The following is a 16,555-nucleotide window of genomic DNA, read 5'->3' as shown; positions in this document are numbered from 1 at the left end:
TCGCGGACGAGGAATCGCATGGATCAGGAACTGATGTCCCCCACGTCGCCCACCGCCGCGCGCGCGGCCGAGGCCATCGCGAGCGCCGCCGGCGCGCCGCCGCTGCCGCCCGCCGGCCTGACGCTGCTGCAGCGGCTGTTCTCGGCCTATCCGGGCAGCATGGGGCTGAGGCTGGGGCACTGGGAGGCCCGGCTGGGCGCGCAGGCGCAGCGCGCGCCCGACTTCACGCTGGTGCTGAACGACCCGGCCGCGCTGCGCCGGCTGCTGCTGGGGCGCGATCCGCTGCGCTTCGCGGAGGCCTACTTCACGCAGCAGATCGACGTCGAGGGCGATTTCTTCGCCGCGCTGCAGCTCAAGGACCACCTGCCGGAGCTGACCCTGTCCTGGAGCGACCGCCTGCGGCTGGCCGTGCGGCTGCTGGCGCCGCCCCCGGGCGCCGCGGACGCGGACCTGCGCGCCGGCGGCGTGCGGCGCCACACGCGGGCCGAGAACAAGGCCGCCATCGCCTTCCATTACGACCTCTCCAACGACTTCTACGCGCTGTGGCTGGACCCGGCGATGGTGTACTCCTGCGCCTATTACGAGACCGCCGACACCACGCTGGCGCAGGCGCAATGGGCCAAGCTGGATCACATCTGCCGCAAGCTGCGCCTGCAGCCCGGGGAGGAGCTGCTGGACGTGGGCTGCGGCTGGGGCGCGCTGGTGATGCACGCGGCGCGTCATTACGGCGTGAAGGCGGTGGGCATCACGCTGTCGGAGCGCCAGCTGGCGATGGGCCGGGAGCGCATCGCGGCCGCGGGCCTGCAGGGGCAGGTGGAGGTCCGGCTGTGCGATTACCGGGACATGACCGGGCAGTTCGACAAGGTCTCGAGCGTCGGGATGTTCGAGCACGTGGGCCTGAAGAACCTGCCGACCTATTTCGGCAGCGTGCACCGGCTGCTCAAGCCGGGCGGTCTCTTCATGAATCACGGCATCACCCATGAGGAGGACGGCTGGGGGCAGGCGCTCTCTTCGAAATTCATCAACCGGTATGTCTTCCCGGACGGGGAGCTGGACCGGGCGAGCAACGTGCTGCGGGTGATGGAGCAGCAAAAATTCGAGATCCACGACGTCGAGGGATTGCGGATGCATTACGCGCGCACGCTGCGCGCGTGGGTGGCGCGCCTGGAGGAAAACCACGAGCAGGCGCTGCAGTACGTCGACGAGGCGCATTACCGGATCTGGCGCCTGTACATGGCGGCCTCCGCGCTGGAATTCGAGACCGGCGAGCTGGGCCTGTACCAGATCCTGGCCAGCAAGCGCGACGGCGGCCCGGCCCCCGTGCCGCTGACGCGCCGCTACATGTACGACCCGCGCTAGGCCCGGCGCCTGCGCGTCGAAAGTTTTTTCGACAGGTGATTTAAGTCCCCCGCGCAGGGGGTCGTCCTGTGAGTGGGAGGGCAGCTGAGTCCCTCGACAACGAAGCGCGAAGGCGCTTGACCCCTCTCTCTAGGAGCGAATCACCATGTTGAGCCTGCACACCAATGCCGCGGCCCTGTCGACCCAGAACTCGCTGAGCTCGACGCAGAAGAGCCTGGCCACGTCGATGACCCGCCTGGGCACCGGCTACCGCGTCAACTCCGCGATGGACGACGCCGCCGGCCTGCAGATCGCCACCCGTCTGGATGCCCAGACGCGCGGCATGGCCGTGGCCCAGCGCAACACGCAGAACGGCATCTCGATGCTGCAGACCGGCGAAGGCGCGCTGAATGAAGTCAGCAACATCCTGCTGCGCATGAAGGACCTGGCGACGGAAGCCTTCTCGGCGTCCTCGACCGCGACCGACAAGACCGCGATGCAGGGCGAGTACGACGCGCTGGGCACCGAGCTGACCAACATCGTCAAGAACACGTCCTTCGGCGGCACGCAGCTGTTCTCGAACGGCACGACCGTGGACGGCACGCTGGGCAAGATGTCCGCGGCGATGAACTTCCAGATCGGCGCGTCCGCGGGCGAGACGATGTCGGTGGATGCCAGCACGCAGCTGACCGCGCTGACGACCTCGCTGGCCGCGATCTCGACGCAGTACGCCGCCGCGCCGGCCGCCGGCACGGAGCTGTCCGCCGCGACCAACACGCTGCTGACCACCATCGGCACCGCGATCGACAAGGTCGGCGAGCTGCGCGCCACCTTCGGCGCCGCCGCCAACCGTCTGGATCATGTCTACAACAACCTGCAGAACATGAGCACCAACACCGCGGCCGCCAAGGGCCGGATCATGGACACGGACTTCGCCGCCGAGTCGTCGACGATGACGACCAAGCAGATGCTGATGCAGTCGGGCACCGCGATGCTCAAGCAGAGCAACAGCATGTCCGGCCTGGTCATGTCGCTGCTGGGCTGATGAGCGCGGGGCGCGCCGAGAGGCGCGCCCGTCCACATCGACACGCGAGGGCCGGACGGCGACGTCCGGCCCTTGTTCTTTCTGGAAGCGCAGGGCGGGGGGGGGGGCGGCCATGGCGGGATCGACATCGAATGCGGGTGCCATCGGCGGAGTCGGCGGGGTCGGCGGGGTCGGCGCCGTGGCGGCGGCGGGCCGGCTGCAGCCGGCGCTGCGGGAGTTCGCGGGCTTGGCGCCGGGGGCGGTGCTGAGGCTGTCGGGTGGCGGAGACCGGAGCGGCGGCGCGCCGGGCTGGCGGCTGGAGTCGCTCGACAGCGGCGAGGTCATGACGCTGATCGAGCCGCCGCTGGAGGACCTGGCCCCAGGGGATCAAGTGCTGCTGCGCGTGCGCGCGGTGGCGCCGCGGATGGAGCTGGAGGTGATCGAGCGGCGGCGTGATCCGTCGGCGGGGGCGGCGGCCGCGCCGGGCGGCGGGCGGGGCGAGGGCGCGTCGCCGAGCGCCTGGGGGCAGTTGCCGGCCTTGCGCGTCGATCTGGCGCAGTGGCGGCGGCAGTTGCTGACCGCGATCGTCGAGACGCCGCCGGCGCGCACGCCCGCGGCGCTGGTCTCGGCCTGGACGATCGCGCTGGCGCATGGGCAGGTGCCGGCCGGGCCGGGCGGCGAGCCCTTGTGGATGCTGCCGCTGCCGTATTGGGTCAGGGCCGAGCGGCACGACGACGTGGCGCCGGCGCCGGAAGGAGGGGGCGGCGCGGTGGAGGAACCGTCGCTGTCCCTGCTGCTGCGCTGGCGCGGCGAGGCGATCGGGCTGCAGTTGCAAGGGACGCGGGCGGCGCTGTCGCTGACGGTGCTGGCGGAGCACGAGCAGGTGCTGACGGCCTTGCGCGGCGAGCTGCCGCGGCTGGTCGCGGCGCTGGTGCGGGCGGGGTTCCGTCTGCGGCGGCTGGGATGGCGGCGGCAGCCGCTGTGGGTGCCGGTGGATCCCTCGCCGCCGATGCGGTCCGATGCCTCCTTGCTGGCGGCGGCGGCTGAATGGGTGACGGCGCTGGGATGAGCCCTGCGAAAGGGGATGTCAAGGCGCCTGTCACGGGCGCCGTGGCTTGGCGGCACTGTTTTCCGCGCCTCCCCGGGGAACTCGCGTTGACCATCCCCCCGAGGGGCGCGCAAGATGCCCCGCCATGGGGATCCGTCATGACGAAGTCCGGTGCTGGCGGACGGCGATCGAGCGGGGCGCCTTCGGCGTCTGGGACTTGAAGCCATTGCTGGAGCTGGTGCACTACTCGCCGCGCTGGAAGGAGCACCTCGGGTTTCCGCATCCGGAGCAGCCCGACAGCACCGCGTTCTGGCGCTGCCGCGTGCATCCGGAGGACCTCGAACCGATGATGGCGGCGCTGCGGGCGCATTTCGACGGGTTCACCGAAAGCTATGAGCAGCGATTCCGGCTGCGCAGCAATGGCTCGGGGTACCGGACCGTGCTGTCGCGGGGGAGGGTGGTGCAGCGGGATCACCGCGGCGATGTGGTCCGGATGCTCGGCACGATGGTGGATCTGACCGAACGGCCGGTCACGCCCTTCGACGACCGGTTCCTCGGGGAGAACCTGTCGCCCGCGGCGATGGGGTGCACGCCGTTCCATGCGCTGCTGGGCGTGCCGGCGACGGACGCGGCGCCGTATGACCCGATGGGCGACGAGGAGGCGGCGCAATTGCTCGATCTCGTCGCGGAAATCCTCGATCAGTCGTTCAGGCAGGCCATGAGCATGCCGTGACGCAGGCCCTCACCCCTCCCGCAAGCGGGCGAGGGGGTAAGGAGGAGGGAGGAGGGAGTAAGGAGGAGGGGTAAGAGGAGCCGGGCGGCGCAGTGAACCCCCTCGCCCCAGCGGGGAGAGGGAGGGGAGAGGGGGCTCGTGCCACAGCGCTGCTGCCCTTCGAAGCACCCCCTCTCCCCTGCCCTCTCCCCCCTCGCGGGGGGCGAGGGAGTTCTTGCGCAAGGCATGTGCGGGCGGCCTCGCCCGCTTGCGGGGGGCGAGGGAGTTGGTCAGCAGCAGCGCTTGACACGGTTGCTCTCCCGCGAAGTGGGAGAGGGCAGGGGTGAAGGCCAGCGGCCGAGGAAGTCGCGCCCCCTAGGTCACTGGCGCCGGATTGAACAGCACGAGCGCGTTCGCAAGCTTGTGCTGTTCCGCCCAGGTCTTCTTTCCGGAGGCCACATCCAGCATCAGCCGGAACATCTCCCACCCCAGTTCCTGGATCGTCTTCTCGCCATCGGCGATCTGCCCGGCGTTCACGTCCATCAGGTCATGCCACCGCCGCGCCAGGTCGCTGCGCGTCGCCACCTTGATGACCGGACATTCCGCCAGCCCATACGGCGTGCCTCGCCCGGTCGTGAACACATGCAGGTTCATCCCCGCCGCCAATTGCAGCGTCCCGCAGATGAAATCGCTCGCCGGCGTCGCCGCGTAGATCAGCCCGCGCTGATCGCGCCGCAGCTTGTCCCCCGGCGACAGCACGCCGGAGATCGCCGAGCTCCCGCTCTTCACGATCGAGCCCATCGCCTTCTCGACGATGTTGGACAGCCCGCCCTTCTTGTTGCCCGGCGTCGTGTTGGCGCTGCGGTCGACGCTCCCGCGCTTCAGGTACTCGTCGTACCAGGCCATCTCCCGGACCATCGCCTGCGCGACCTCGGGCGTGCTCGCGCGCGCGGTCAGCTGCGCGATCCCATCGCGCACCTCGGTGTTCTCGCTGAACATCACCGTCGCGCCCGCGCGCACCAGCAGGTCGGCGCAGAAGCCCACCGCCGGATTCGCGGTCACGCCGGAGAACGCGTCGCTGCCGCCGCACTGCACGCCCACCACCAGCTCCGAGGCCGGCACCGTCTCGCGCCGGCGCGCGTTCAAACGCGCCAGATGCACGCTCGCCTGCGTCATCACCGAATCGATCATCGACATGAAGCCGACGTGCTTCGCATCCTGCAGGCAGACGACATCGAGCGTCTCGCCCGCCGCCTCGCCGCGCTGGTCCGCGATCGGGATCACGCCCGGCGGCATCAGCCGCTCCGGCTGCAGCTTCTCGCAGCCCAGGCTCACGACCATCACCTCGCCGCCGAAATTGGGATTGAGGCTGATGTTGCGCACCGTGCGGATCGGGATCACCGCGTCCGGCGCGTCGATCGCGACGCCGCAGCCATAGGTGTGCTCCAGCGCCACCACGTCATCGACGTTCGGATACTTCGGCAGCAGCTCGCGCTTGATGCGCTCGACCGCGAACTCGACCACGCCCGACACGCATTGCACCGTCTGCGTGATCGCCAGGATGTTGCGCGTGCCCACCGAGCCGTCGGCATTGCGGTAGCCCTCGAAGGTGTAGCCCTCCAGCGGCACCCGCGCCGGGGCCGGGACCGTGGCCATCGGCAGCCCCTGCAGCTCGCGCGCGGGCGGCATGCGCAGCAGCCGCTCGTGCACCCAGCTGCCGGCCGGGATGTCCTGCAGCGCGTAGCCGATGGGCACGTGGTACCGCAGCACGGCCGCATCGGCCGGCAGGTCGGCCAGCGCGACCTTGTGGCCCTGCGGCACGTGCTCGCGCAGCACCAGGCCCGAGGGCAGCACCGTGCCTTCGGGCAGTCCGCCGTCGTTGGCGACGATGGCGACGTTGTCGGCCTCGTGCATCTGGATGGTCAGCGGGGAGGTGATCATGGGGACTTCCTGGGACGGGTCAACCTGGGAGGGGCGCGACGGGGCGGCTCAGACCGGCTTGAGCTCGACGCGCCTGATCTCGCCGACGATGAGCAGGTAGCTCAGCACCGCGATCAGCGCGTGGGCGCCGACGAACACCAGCGCGCCGTTGAATGAATGCGTGGTCTGCACGATATAGCCGATGACGATGGGCGTGACGATGCCGGCGACATTGCCGAAGGTGTTGAACAGCGCGCCCGACAGCCCGGCGATCTCCTTGGGCGAGGTGTCCGACACCACGGCCCAGCCCAGCGCGCCCAGGCCCTTGCCGAAGAACGCCAGCGCCATGATGCCGACCACGACGGCCTCGATGCCCACGTAGTTGCACGCGATCATCGACGTCGACAGCAGCATGCCGATCACGATCGGCAGCTTGCGCGCGAAGGTCAGCGAATGACCGCGGCGCAGCAGCCAGTCGGAGATCACGCCGCCCAGCACGCCGCCGGCGAAGCCGCAGATCGCGGGCAGCGCCGCGACGAAACCGGCGTTGAGCAGCGACATGCCGCGTTCCTTGACCAGGTAGATGGGGAACCAGGTCAGGAAGAAATAGGTGAGCACGTTCACGCAGTACTGCGCGATGTAGACGCCCAGCAGCATGCGGTTGCCCAGCAGCTGCCTGAGATAGCCCAGCGCCGGACCCGGCGCGGCCTTGGCCGACGCGCCGCCCGCGAGCAGCGCGCCGCCGGCTTCGATGTGCTCGCGCTCGGCGGCGGTGATGGTGGGATGGTCCGACGGGCTGTTGTGCATCGTGCGCATCCAGATCACGCTCATCAGGATGCCCAGGCCGCCCATGAAGTAGAAGACCTCGGACCAGCCGATGGCATGGACGATCCACGCCATGATCGGCGCGAACAGCACGGTGGCGAAGTACTGCGCCGAGTTGAAGATCGCCGACGCCGTGCCGCGCTCCTTCACCGGGAACCAGGCGGCGACCATGCGGCCGTTGGCGGGGAAGGAGGGCGACTCGGCCAGGCCCACCAGCAGGCGCATCAGGAACAGCGCCGACACCGCCAGCGGCAGGCCGAGGAGCATCGTGTCCATGCCCATGTGATGCACGGTGCCCTGCAGCATCGTGAACAGCGACCACAGCAGGATGCTCCAGGCATAGACCTGCCTGGCGCCGAAGCGGTCCAGCAGCCAGCCGCCGGGTAGCTGGCCCAGCACGTAGGACCAGCTGAAGGCCGAGAAGATGAAGCCCATCTGGACCGCGTCGATGCCCAGTTCCCTGGACAGCACCGGGCCGGCGACGCCGACCGTGGCGCGGTCCGCGTAGTTCAGGACGGTGACGATGAAGATCATCGCCAGCACGCCGAAGCGCGCGCGGCCGACCGCGCCCGCGGCCGGGGAGGAGAGGGATAACTGCATGTTGTCTCCGGATCGCATTCGAGGGCCGGTCTGCGCCGGCTTGCATGACAGGGGGGGAGCGGCCAGGCGCCTGCTCAGGCCTGCTCAGGCCTGCGTGTAGGCGGTCTTGACGGTCGTGTAGAACTCCGCGGCGTAGCGGCCCTGCTCGCGCGGGCCGTGGCTGGACGCCTTGCGGCCGCCGAAGGGCACGTGATAGTCGACGCCCGCCGTCGGCAGGTTGACCATCACCATGCCGGCCTGCGCGTGGCGCTTGAAGTGCGTCGCGTGCTTCAGCGAGGTGGTCGCGATGCCGGTGGCCAGGCCGAACGGCGTGTCGTTGGCCAGCGCCAGCGCCTCGTCATAGTCCTGGGCCTGGATGACGCTGACCACCGGACCGAAGACCTCTTCGCGGTTGATGCGCATCGCCGGCGCGGTGTCCGTGAACAGCGCGGGGGTCAGGTAGAAACCAGGCGCGCCCGCGCTGCTGACCGCCAGCGCCTCGCCGCCGGCCGCGAGCGTCGCGCCCTCCGCCTTGGCGATGGCGATGTACTCCAGGTCCTGCGCGAGCTGGCGCTCGTCGACCACCGGGCCGATGTCGGTGCCGGCCTTGCGGGCGTCGTCGACCTTCAGCGATTTCATGCGGTCGACCATCGCGGCGACGAAGCGGTCATGGATGCCCGCCGTCACGATCAGGCGCGAGGAGGCGGTGCAGCGCTGGCCGGTCGAGAAGAAGCCGCTGTTGATCGCGGCCGCGACGGCGACGTCGAGATCCGCGTCGTCGAGCACGACGAACGGGTTCTTGCCGCCCATCTCGAGCTGGAACTTGGCGCCGCGCGCGACGCAAGCCGCCGCGACGCGCTGGCCGGTGGCGACGCTGCCGGTGAAGCTGATCGCATCGACCTGGCGGTTCTCGAGCAGCTCGGCGCCGACCTCCGAGCCGCGGCCCATCACGAGGTTGAAGACGCCGTCGGGCAGGCCCGCGCGCTGGAGGATGTCGGCCAGCGCCCAGGCCGAGCCCGGCACCAGGTCGGCCGGCTTGAGCACGACGCTGTTGCCGAAGGCCAGCGCGGGCGCGATCTTCCAGGCGGGGATCGCGATCGGGAAGTTCCACGGCGTGATCAGGCCCACGACGCCGATCGGCTCGCGCGTCACCTCGACGCCGACGTTGGGGCGCACCGAGGCGATCACCTCGCCGCCGGCGCGCAGCGCCTCGCCGGCGAAGAACTTGAAGATGTTGCCGGCGCGGGCGACCTCGCCGATCGCCTCGGGCAGGGTCTTGCCTTCCTCGCGCGCCAGCAGGTCGCCGAGCTCGGCCTTGCGGGCCAGGATCTCGGTGCCCGCGGCGTCGAGGATGTCGAAGCGCTGCTGCGGCGTGGACAGGCTCCACTTGCCGAAGGCGGCGCGCGCCGCGTCGATGGCGGCGCGGGTCTGGGCGACGTCGGCCTGCGCGTACTCGCCGACCACGTCGCCGGTGTCGCTGGGGTTGATGTTGCGCGAGGCGCGGGCGCCGTCGACCCACTCGCCGTTGATGAGGTTCTTGAACATGGGTACTGCTCCGCGCGCGCTCACTGCGGGCCGAGCCTGGCCATCAGCGCGCCCAGTTCATCGAACTCGGCCGGCTTGAGGTCGGACAGCGGCGGCCGCACCGGGCCGGCGGTATGGCCGGCGATGGTGGCGCCGGCCTTCACGATCGAGACCGCGTAGCCCTGGCCCTTGTTGCGCAGCGCGATGTAGGGCAGGAAGAAGTCCTGGATCAGGCGGTCGGTGGTCGCGGTGTCGCCGGCGGCGTGCGCGTTGTAGAAGTCGATCGCGGTCTTGGGGATGAAGTTGAAGACGGCCGACGAGTACACCGGGCAGCCCATCGCGCGATAGGCGCCGGCGAAGACCTCGGCGGTGGGCAGGCCGCCCAGGTAGCTGAAGCGGTCGCCGAGCTGCTGGCGGATGGAGACGAAGGACTCGATGTCGCCGATGCCGTCCTTGAAACCGATCAGGTTGGGGCAGAAGTCGGCGAGCTTGCGCAGCGACTCGGGCGTCAGACGGCAGGCGCCGCGGTTGTAGACGATCACGCCGAACCGGACGCTGCGGCACACCGCCTGCACGTGCGCGACCAGGCCCTCCTGCGACGCCTCGGTCAGGTAGTGCGGCAGCAGCAGGATGCCCTGCGCGCCCAGGCGCTCGGCCTCCTGCGCGTACTGGATGGCGACGCGGGTCGGGCCGCCGGCGCCCGCGATGATGGGCATCTTCCCCTGGCAGGTCTGGACGGCGACGCGGATGACGTCGCTGTACTCCTTGGGCTCGAGCGAGAAGAACTCCCCGGTGCCGCCGGCCGCGAACAGCGCGGTCGCGCCGTAAGGCATCAGCCACTCCAGGCGCTCGGCATAGGGCTTGGGCGCGAAGTTCAGTTGGGCGTCGAAGTCGGTCAGCGGGAAGGACAGCAGGCCGTGGGAAATGGTGGCCTTGAGGTCTTGCGGCGAGGTCATGGGGGCGTGTCTCCGTGGCTACAACAGCGCTGGCAGCTCCGATCGCACCAGGATTGGTACCGGTACCAGCATGGGGCGCATCGTAGCGAGCACCACCGCGGCGTTCAAGAAGAAGTCGTACAACTGCGGGTAATCACCTAATCGCGTGCCGTGCGGCGCCGCGCGGCCCGGCGGGGGGAGAGACCCCCTAGAACCATCCCCCCGAGGCCGGGGTGCCGAGGCCGAGCTAGGGGTGGTGGGGGTCTGGAGGGCCACCTAAAACTGGCGAGCGATCAAGGGAGGGGCGACCGCCTCCGCTCGCGACGCAGTCATCAAGGAGGCACCATGAACACGGAAGCAAGATCCGCATTCCAGCAGCAGGTCATCGAGGCGCTGGTCGAGAGCAAGGCCATCAACGTGTCGGCGATCGGCGCGACCTTCGCCAAGTTCGGCGACAAGGCGCTGCTGCACGGGGAATCGCTCGTGACGATCATCAACCGCAACGCGATCTGGAATTGCGGCTGGCCCGGCCCGGAGCTGGACATCCTGCGCGAAGCGCGGCAACTGCGCGAGTGACGCGGTGACGGTCGTCTCGACGCCGGTGGTCCGGACCGCGGCGCACCGGACGCCGGCCGCGGCGCCATGCCGGGACGACCTGCCGCGGCGCGTGCGGCTGGCGCTGCGGATGGCGCGCCGCGCGCTCGAAGCCGCCATCGCCGGGATGGCGACGGCGCCCGAGACGGAACGCCGGCGGCGCCCGCCGGCGCTGGTGCCGGCCAAGGTCGCGGGGGAGTCCGCGATGCTGCTGCGCACGATGTCCTTCCTGCGCGGCGAGGATGCCGCGCTCGATGCCGAGGCGCAGGCGCTGGCGGAGACGCTCGCGCCGCTGGCGCGCGGCGCCGGCGTCGTCGAGCGGCTGTGCAACGACGCCGGCCGCGCGCTGGAGCATGCGTCGGCGCATCTGTTCCTGGGCGATGCGGGGTATCGCGACGACGGCTTCGAGCGGCTGCTCGAAGGCATCGTGGGCGGCGAGGCGTCGCGCGGGCCCGAGCGCCTGCCCAATCACCAGCTCGAGTGCGAATGGCTCGATCAGATCCGCCGCCGGCGCGTGGACGCGATGCGCGCGGACGAGGCGCTGCTCGCGGGCACCTGCCTGGGCGGGCCGCTGGACGTGCTGGGCTGCTCGACGCTCGATCTCTACATGTTCACGCACGTGGTGCTGTATGCGTCCGACATGGGGCGCCGCGCCGTGTGGCTGCCGCGGCCGACCGGTGCGGTACTGGCGGAGGCCGAGGCCGTGCTGGCGGCGGCGCTGGACGCGGACAACTTCGATCTCGCCGCCGAGCTGCTCTGGACCTGGCCGATGCTGCGCCAGGCGTGGAGTCCGGTGGCGGCGTTCGCGTTCGACGTGCTCGCGCGGGCGCAGGACGAGCAGGGCTTCCTGCCGGGGCCGGATCACGCGCGATGGGTCGACGTGGCGGGGGACGCGCTGCCGCGCGAGGACATCGAGCTGCGGACCTCGTATCACGCCAATGTCGTGATGGGGATGCTGTGCGCGGCGGCCTTGAATCCGCGCACCGCGCCGCCGCCGGTCGTGCCCGCGAGGCAGGGCGGCGCCGCGCGGATGGGGCTGCTCGAGCGCCTGCCGTCGCGGCCCGGCGCGCCACGCTGGCATCAGGCGTTCGCGATGCTCGACGAGGCGCATCAGGCCGAGCTCAGGCCGCTGTGCTTGAGCGTGTGGTTCCGCCGTGCGGCGGCCGCGAACGACTTCGACGAACTGCGCGCCGCGCTTGCCGCGACGCTGGAGTTCGGTGGCGACGACGGGCCCGCGGCGCGTCAGGCGCTCAGCCGCCTGCAGCGGGCGATGGCGGTGGCGCGGCTCGGCCGGGAGGCCGCCAGCCCGCGTTGATCGCGCCGGGGGAGGCTCGCCGCCTTCTGCCTTCTGCCTTCAGGCGGATCAGAACATCGTGTTGCCGTTGGCCGCCTTCTCGGGCACCGGCTGGATGACGTCCCAGTGCTCGACGATGCGGCCATGGTCGACGCGGAAGATGTCGACGACGGCGACGCCGCGATCGGCAGGCGTGATCTTCGAGTGCACGTGCAGGTAGACCAGGTCGCCGGCGGTGGCGGTGCGCACGATGCGGGCCGAGGACGTCGGGTACTGCTTGAAGAAGCCGGAGAAGAACGTCAGGAAGGGCGTCTTGCCGTCCGGGACCTCGGGGTTGTGCTGGCGGTAGCCGTCGGCGACGACGCTGGCGGCGCCGATGTCGTGCTTGTTGAAGAAGCGGTCGTAGAAGTCGACCACCAGCGCGCGATTGGCTTCCTCCTGCTGGAGGTCACGGGTCTCGGCGGGCGCGGCGAGGGCGGTGCCGGCCAGCATCAGGGTGGCGAGCAGCAGGGGCAGTCCGGGAATCGTCAGGCGCATCGTCAGCTCCATGAGGTGAGGGATCGGGAAGGCTGGCGGGAGGCTAGCGGGGGGATGGTAGTCGTTGGACATCCCTGATGCTTTACGGCAACGCAACGCCTGACCCTCCTGTGGCTGCGCGACATGGTCGCCTCGGTCATCCGCTGAGGCGGCGCATCACCCCAAGGTCCCCACGACCGCGATCTCCTTCTGATCCGGCACCTCGTTGTACGAGAGCACGGACAGGCCCGGCGCGAACAGCCGCGCGTAGCGCGCCAGCAGCGGCCGCACCTGCGGCATCACCAGCAGCGCTGGCGGCGCGCCCAGCGACTTCATCTGGTCCCGCGCGCCCGGCATGTGGTGCTGCAGCTGCGACAGCAGCTGCGGATCCACCGGATAGCTGTCCAGCTGCACCTTCGCGCCGCCCGAGCGTGCCTGGTTCAGCGCGTTCAGCAGGTGGTTCTCCAGCTCGCTGCCGAGGTTGAACACCTTCAGCGCCCCCAGCGCGCCTTGCGGCCCCTGCAGTTGCGCGACGATCTGCCGCTTCAGCGCGCAGCGCACCTCCGCCGCCAGCAGCACCGCATCCTTCGTCGCCTCCGCGTTCTCGACCAGCGTCGACGCGATGGTCTGGATATCCTTCACCGCCACCCCCTCGGCCAGCAGCAGCCGCAGCACCTTCAGCAGCTGCGCATGGGTGAAGGCCTTGTCCAGCGCGCCGCCCAGCTTCGGCGCGATCGCGTTCAGGCGCTCCAGCAGCGCCGTGATGTCGTCGAACTTCAGCAGCTCCGGCAACTGCTCGCGCAGCACCTTCGACACATGCGTGGCCACCACGCTCGCCACGTCGACGACCTGATAGCCCAATCCCAGCGCATGCGCCTTGTGCTCCGGCTCGATCCAGGTGACCGGCATCGCGTACGCCGGATCGAAGCCCGGGATGCCATCCACATCGCCCCACACCTGGCCCGACGCGATCGCCATCAGCCGGTCCGGATAGACCTCCGCCTGCGCCACCACCGCGCCGCTCAGCAAGATCGCGTACTGGCTCGGCTTGAGCGAGAGGTCATCCCGCACCGCCAGCGTCGGCAGCAGCACACCCAGCGCCTCGCTCATCGACTGCCGCATGCCGCGCACCCGCGCCTGCAGCGGCGCGCCCTGCGCCGGATCGATCAGCCCCACCAGCTTGTAGCCCAGGCTCACCGACACCGCCTCCACCACCGGCAGCGCGCGCCAGTCGATCTCCGGCGGCGCGGCCGCCACCAGCGCGCTCTCCAGCGGCGCGGCCGGCTGGATGCGGCCGCTCGCCCGCGCGCCCATCCGCCAGCCCGCGTAGCCCAGCGCCACCGCGAACGCGCTGAACGCCAGCCACGGCATGCCGGGAATCAGCGCCAGCACCGCCATCACGCCCGCCGCGCTGTACAGCACCTGCGGCGAGGCCAGCATCTGCTCGCTGACCTGCTGCTCGAACTCGCCCGAGTCGCTCACCCGCGTCACGATGATCGCGGCGGCCGCCGACAGCAGCAGCGCCGGGATCTGCGCCACCAGGCCGTCGCCGATCGTCAGCAGGCCGTACTGGCGGATCGCCTCGCCCAGGCTCAGCCCGTGCATGAACGCGCCGATCGCCACGCCGCCCACCAGGTTGATCAGCAGGATCAGGATCGACGCGATCGCGTCGCCGCGCACGAACTTGCTCGCGCCATCCATCGCGCCGTAGAAGTCGGCCTCGGTGCCCACCTCCTGCCGCCGCTTCTGCGCCTGCTCCTGGTTGATCAGGCCGGCATTCAGGTCCGCGTCGATCGCCATCTGCTTGCCGGGCAGCGCGTCCAGCGTGAAGCGCGCCGACACCTCCGAGATCCGCTCCGCGCCCTTGGTGACGACGATGAAGTTCACCACCATCAGGATCACGAACACCACCAGCCCGACGATGAAGTTGCCGCCGATGACCACATTGCCGAAGGACTCGATCACCTGGCCCGCCGCATGCGTGCCCTCGTGGCCGTGCAGCAGCACCACGCGCGTGGACGCGACGTTCAGCGACAGCCGCATCAGCGTCGTCGCCAGGATCACGCTCGGGAAGATCGAGAAGTCCAGCGGCCGCCGGCTGTTCACGCTGACCAGGATCACCACCAGCGCCAGCACGATGTTGAAGGTGAACAGCACGTCCAGCAGCACCGGCGGCAGCGGCAGGATCACCATCGCCAGGATCGCCAGCAGGAACAGCGGCGCCGCCACGCGCAGGTCGCGCAGCTGCTGGCCGAGGCGGCCCAGGCCGGACGCGGAGGAGGTCGTAGGGGCGGACTTCATGGGGACTCCGGATCGGAGAGGTGGCGTGGCACCGGCAGGTCGGTCGCCAGCTGGGGTTCGGTCTTGCGGCGGCCCGCGTGGAAGGCCTTGAGCTGCATCACGTGGCTGAGCACCTGCGCCACCGCCTGGTACAGCGAGGCCGGGATCTGCTGCTGCACCTGCGAGCTGTTGTAGAGCGCGCGCGCCAGCGGCGGCAGCTCCAGCAGCTGCACGCGGTGCTCGCGCGCGAGGGCGCGGATGTAGAGCGCCATCTCGTCGACGCCCTTGGCGACGACATAGGGCGCCTCGGCCCGGCTGCCGTCGTAGCGCAGCGCGACGGCGTAGTGCTGGGGATTGACGATGACCACGTCCGCCTCCGGCACCGCCTTGCGCACGCCGCGCCGCGCCATCTGCTGGCGCAGCTGGCGCAGGCGCTGGCGCACCTCGGGCCGGCCCTCGTTCTGCTTGTATTCCTCCTTGACCTCCTGCTTGCTCATGCGCTGGCCGCGCAGGAACAGCAGGCGCTGCAAGGGCACGTCGATCAGCGCGTAGAACGCCAGCACCGCCGCCAGCGTCAGCAGCGCGTCCATCACCAGCGCGGCCGCGCCCGCCACCGCCGCCGGCAGGGGCATCGCCTGCAGCTGCACGTAGCGCGCCGCGCAGGCCGTCGTCACGACGTAGAGGACGCCCAGCACGCCGCCGGTCTTCAGCAGCGTGGCGGCCAGCTCGCTGTAGTGCCTGGCACTGAACAGCCGCCCGAGGTTGGCCATCGGATTCAGCTTCGAGAAGCGCGGCAGCCACTGCGCGGTCGAGAACACGATGCCGCCACCCAGCTGCGCCGCGGCGATCACCGCCGCGGGCAGCGCCAGCAGCGGCAGCAGCAGGCGCGCGAGCAGCCACAGCGCTTCATGGGCCGCCTCGCCCCACAGGCCGTCCAGCCCCTGCAGCGCGTCGTTGCCGCCCAGCGGCGCCAGCGCCAGCCGGAACAGCCGGCCGAAGTCCTCGAGGTACAGCGGCGCCACCATCACCAGCAGCTTCAGGCCGAGCAGCAGCCCGATCGCCGCGCCGATGTCCTTGCTGCGCGCGACCTGGCCCTGCTCGCGCGCCTTGCGCAGCTTCTGCTCGGAGGGCTTCTCGGTCTTGTCGGCGCTGTCGGTGTCAGCCATCCAGGCCTCCGCCCGGCATGCCGCGCATGCCTTGCTCCAGCATGCGCAGCAGCTGCCGCGTCATCCGCAGGTAGTGGGCCGGCACCTGCGCCAGCATCCGCGTCAGCATGAACAGGCCGAACAGCGTCACCAGCGCGTAGCCCAGCGAGAACAGATTGAGCGCCGGCGCCACGCGGTTCAGGAAGCCCATGCCCAGCTGCACCACCAGCGTCGCCGCCACCACCGGCAGCGCCAGCAGCAGCGCCGCCGAGAACACCCAGGCCAGGTTGTAGGCCAAGTTCTGCAGCGTCAGCAGCGACAGCCCCGCGCCGACGGGCCAGGCGCGGAAGCTCTCGCCCAGCACCGCGGTGAACAGCAGGTGGCCGTCCATGCCGAAGAAGGCCAGCACGCACAGCACGTTGAGCAGCGCGCCCACCACGTCCGACGAGCTGCCGTTGATCGGATCGTTGAGCACCGCCATCGCCAGCCCGAGCTGCGAGGACAGCAGGAAGCCCAGCACGCCGATCACCGCCATCGCCAGGTGGAAGGTCAGGCCCATCGCCAGGCCCAGGATCGCCTGCTCGGCGGCGGCCAGCACGCCCTGCATCGAGAAGATCGGGACGTGCGCGGCCGTCGATTGCGACACCGGCATCAGCACCACCGCCAGCACCAGCGCCAGCAGCGCGCGCATCGGCATGGGCACGCCCGCGTCGCCGATGGTCGGCGCGGCGGCCAGCATCGCGATGACGCGGCAAAACGGCCACCACAGCGCGCTGAGCCAGATGGTCAGCTGGCTGAACTCGATCTCCACGGCGCGGCCT

Annotated in this window: 14 protein-coding genes; 6 read left to right on the top strand and 8 right to left on the bottom strand. The window is 70.5% G+C overall.

The genetic code is table 11. The features are described from left to right. The first annotated feature begins 18 nt into the window (after window positions 1–18). The 4 genes from ACEN96_RS18940 (at window position 19) to ACEN96_RS18925 (ending at window position 4,143) form a co-directional block, all read left to right on the top strand. Entirely contained in the window at window positions 19–1,359 is a 1,341-nt protein-coding gene (locus ACEN96_RS18940; RefSeq protein ID WP_495584620.1) for a class I SAM-dependent methyltransferase, read from the top strand. A gap of 145 nt (window positions 1,360–1,504) precedes the next feature. After that, on the top strand, window positions 1,505–2,383 hold the full coding sequence (locus ACEN96_RS18935; protein ID WP_495584619.1) for a flagellin N-terminal helical domain-containing protein: 879 nt from the start codon (window positions 1,505–1,507) through the stop codon (window positions 2,381–2,383). Between the two features lie 112 nt (window positions 2,384–2,495). After that, on the top strand, window positions 2,496–3,431 hold the full coding sequence (locus tag ACEN96_RS18930; protein ID WP_495584618.1) for a hypothetical protein: 936 nt from the start codon (window positions 2,496–2,498) through the stop codon (window positions 3,429–3,431). Between the two features lie 124 nt (window positions 3,432–3,555). After that, entirely contained in the window at window positions 3,556–4,143 is a 588-nt protein-coding gene (locus ACEN96_RS18925) for a PAS domain-containing protein (protein ID WP_495584617.1), read from the top strand. A gap of 354 nt (window positions 4,144–4,497) precedes the next feature. Here ACEN96_RS18925 and garD read toward each other — a convergent pair whose 3' ends face one another. From garD to kdgD, 4 genes are all read right to left on the bottom strand, one after another. Then, a complete protein-coding gene (garD, locus tag ACEN96_RS18920; RefSeq protein ID WP_495584616.1) occupies window positions 4,498–6,063 on the bottom strand; it encodes a galactarate dehydratase in 1,566 nt (521 codons plus the stop codon). A gap of 48 nt (window positions 6,064–6,111) precedes the next feature. Then, window positions 6,112–7,467, bottom strand: a complete 1,356-nt coding sequence (locus ACEN96_RS18915; protein WP_495584615.1) for an MFS transporter — start codon at window positions 7,465–7,467, stop codon at window positions 6,112–6,114. A gap of 84 nt (window positions 7,468–7,551) precedes the next feature. Beyond that, entirely contained in the window at window positions 7,552–8,991 is a 1,440-nt protein-coding gene (locus tag ACEN96_RS18910; RefSeq protein ID WP_495584614.1) for an aldehyde dehydrogenase family protein, read from the bottom strand. A 20-nt stretch (window positions 8,992–9,011) separates the two neighbouring features. Continuing rightward, a complete protein-coding gene (gene kdgD, locus ACEN96_RS18905) occupies window positions 9,012–9,926 on the bottom strand; it encodes a 5-dehydro-4-deoxyglucarate dehydratase (RefSeq protein WP_495584613.1) in 915 nt (304 codons plus the stop codon). A gap of 324 nt (window positions 9,927–10,250) precedes the next feature. On the opposite strand from kdgD, the gene ACEN96_RS18900 reads away from it, so the two are divergent. Next, a complete protein-coding gene (locus tag ACEN96_RS18900) occupies window positions 10,251–10,481 on the top strand; it encodes a hypothetical protein (protein ID WP_495584612.1) in 231 nt (76 codons plus the stop codon). A 4-nt stretch (window positions 10,482–10,485) separates the two neighbouring features. Then, on the top strand, window positions 10,486–11,814 hold the full coding sequence (locus ACEN96_RS18895) for a DUF6895 family protein (RefSeq protein ID WP_495584611.1): 1,329 nt from the start codon (window positions 10,486–10,488) through the stop codon (window positions 11,812–11,814). A gap of 48 nt (window positions 11,815–11,862) precedes the next feature. Here the strand turns inward: ACEN96_RS18895 and ACEN96_RS18890 are convergent, their stop codons facing one another. The 4 genes from ACEN96_RS18890 to ACEN96_RS18875 all read right to left on the bottom strand — a co-directional run bounded on the left by ACEN96_RS18890 (window position 11,863) and on the right by ACEN96_RS18875 (window position 16,545). Continuing rightward, window positions 11,863–12,330, bottom strand: coding sequence for a nuclear transport factor 2 family protein (locus tag ACEN96_RS18890; RefSeq protein WP_495584610.1), 468 nt, complete (start codon window positions 12,328–12,330; stop codon window positions 11,863–11,865). Window positions 12,331–12,486: 156 nt separating this feature from the next. Next, entirely contained in the window at window positions 12,487–14,610 is a 2,124-nt protein-coding gene (locus ACEN96_RS18885) for a flagellar biosynthesis protein FlhA (protein ID WP_495584609.1), read from the bottom strand. Continuing rightward, a complete protein-coding gene (flhB, locus tag ACEN96_RS18880; protein WP_495584608.1) occupies window positions 14,607–15,755 on the bottom strand; it encodes a flagellar type III secretion system protein FlhB in 1,149 nt (382 codons plus the stop codon). The genes ACEN96_RS18885 and flhB overlap by 4 nt, the downstream gene beginning before the upstream one ends. Then, on the bottom strand, window positions 15,748–16,545 hold the full coding sequence (locus tag ACEN96_RS18875) for a flagellar biosynthetic protein FliR (RefSeq protein WP_495584607.1): 798 nt from the start codon (window positions 16,543–16,545) through the stop codon (window positions 15,748–15,750). The genes flhB and ACEN96_RS18875 overlap by 8 nt, the downstream gene beginning before the upstream one ends. Window positions 16,546–16,555: the final 10 nt, after the last annotated feature.

The organism is Roseateles sp. Mitsp63, assembly GCF_059491535.1.
This window is presented reverse-complemented; position numbering and strand designations above follow the sequence as displayed.

Bases quoted from the DNA above. Each gene is read 5' to 3' on its own strand.
- ACEN96_RS18940 (WP_495584620.1), top strand. From the start codon at position 19: ATGGATCAGGAACTGATGTCCCCCACGTCGCCCACCGCCGCGCGCGCG.
- ACEN96_RS18935 (WP_495584619.1), top strand. From the start codon at position 1,505: ATGTTGAGCCTGCACACCAATGCCGCGGCCCTGTCGACCCAGAACTCG.
- ACEN96_RS18930 (WP_495584618.1), top strand. From the start codon at position 2,496: ATGGCGGGATCGACATCGAATGCGGGTGCCATCGGCGGAGTCGGCGGG.
- ACEN96_RS18925 (WP_495584617.1), top strand. From the start codon at position 3,556: ATGGGGATCCGTCATGACGAAGTCCGGTGCTGGCGGACGGCGATCGAG.
- garD (WP_495584616.1), bottom strand. From the start codon at position 6,063: ATGATCACCTCCCCGCTGACCATCCAGATGCACGAGGCCGACAACGTC.
- ACEN96_RS18915 (WP_495584615.1), bottom strand. From the start codon at position 7,467: ATGCAGTTATCCCTCTCCTCCCCGGCCGCGGGCGCGGTCGGCCGCGCG.
- ACEN96_RS18910 (WP_495584614.1), bottom strand. From the start codon at position 8,991: ATGTTCAAGAACCTCATCAACGGCGAGTGGGTCGACGGCGCCCGCGCC.
- kdgD (WP_495584613.1), bottom strand. From the start codon at position 9,926: ATGACCTCGCCGCAAGACCTCAAGGCCACCATTTCCCACGGCCTGCTG.
- ACEN96_RS18900 (WP_495584612.1), top strand. From the start codon at position 10,251: ATGAACACGGAAGCAAGATCCGCATTCCAGCAGCAGGTCATCGAGGCG.
- ACEN96_RS18890 (WP_495584610.1), bottom strand. From the start codon at position 12,330: ATGCGCCTGACGATTCCCGGACTGCCCCTGCTGCTCGCCACCCTGATG.
- ACEN96_RS18885 (WP_495584609.1), bottom strand. From the start codon at position 14,610: ATGAAGTCCGCCCCTACGACCTCCTCCGCGTCCGGCCTGGGCCGCCTC.
- flhB (WP_495584608.1), bottom strand. From the start codon at position 15,755: ATGGCTGACACCGACAGCGCCGACAAGACCGAGAAGCCCTCCGAGCAG.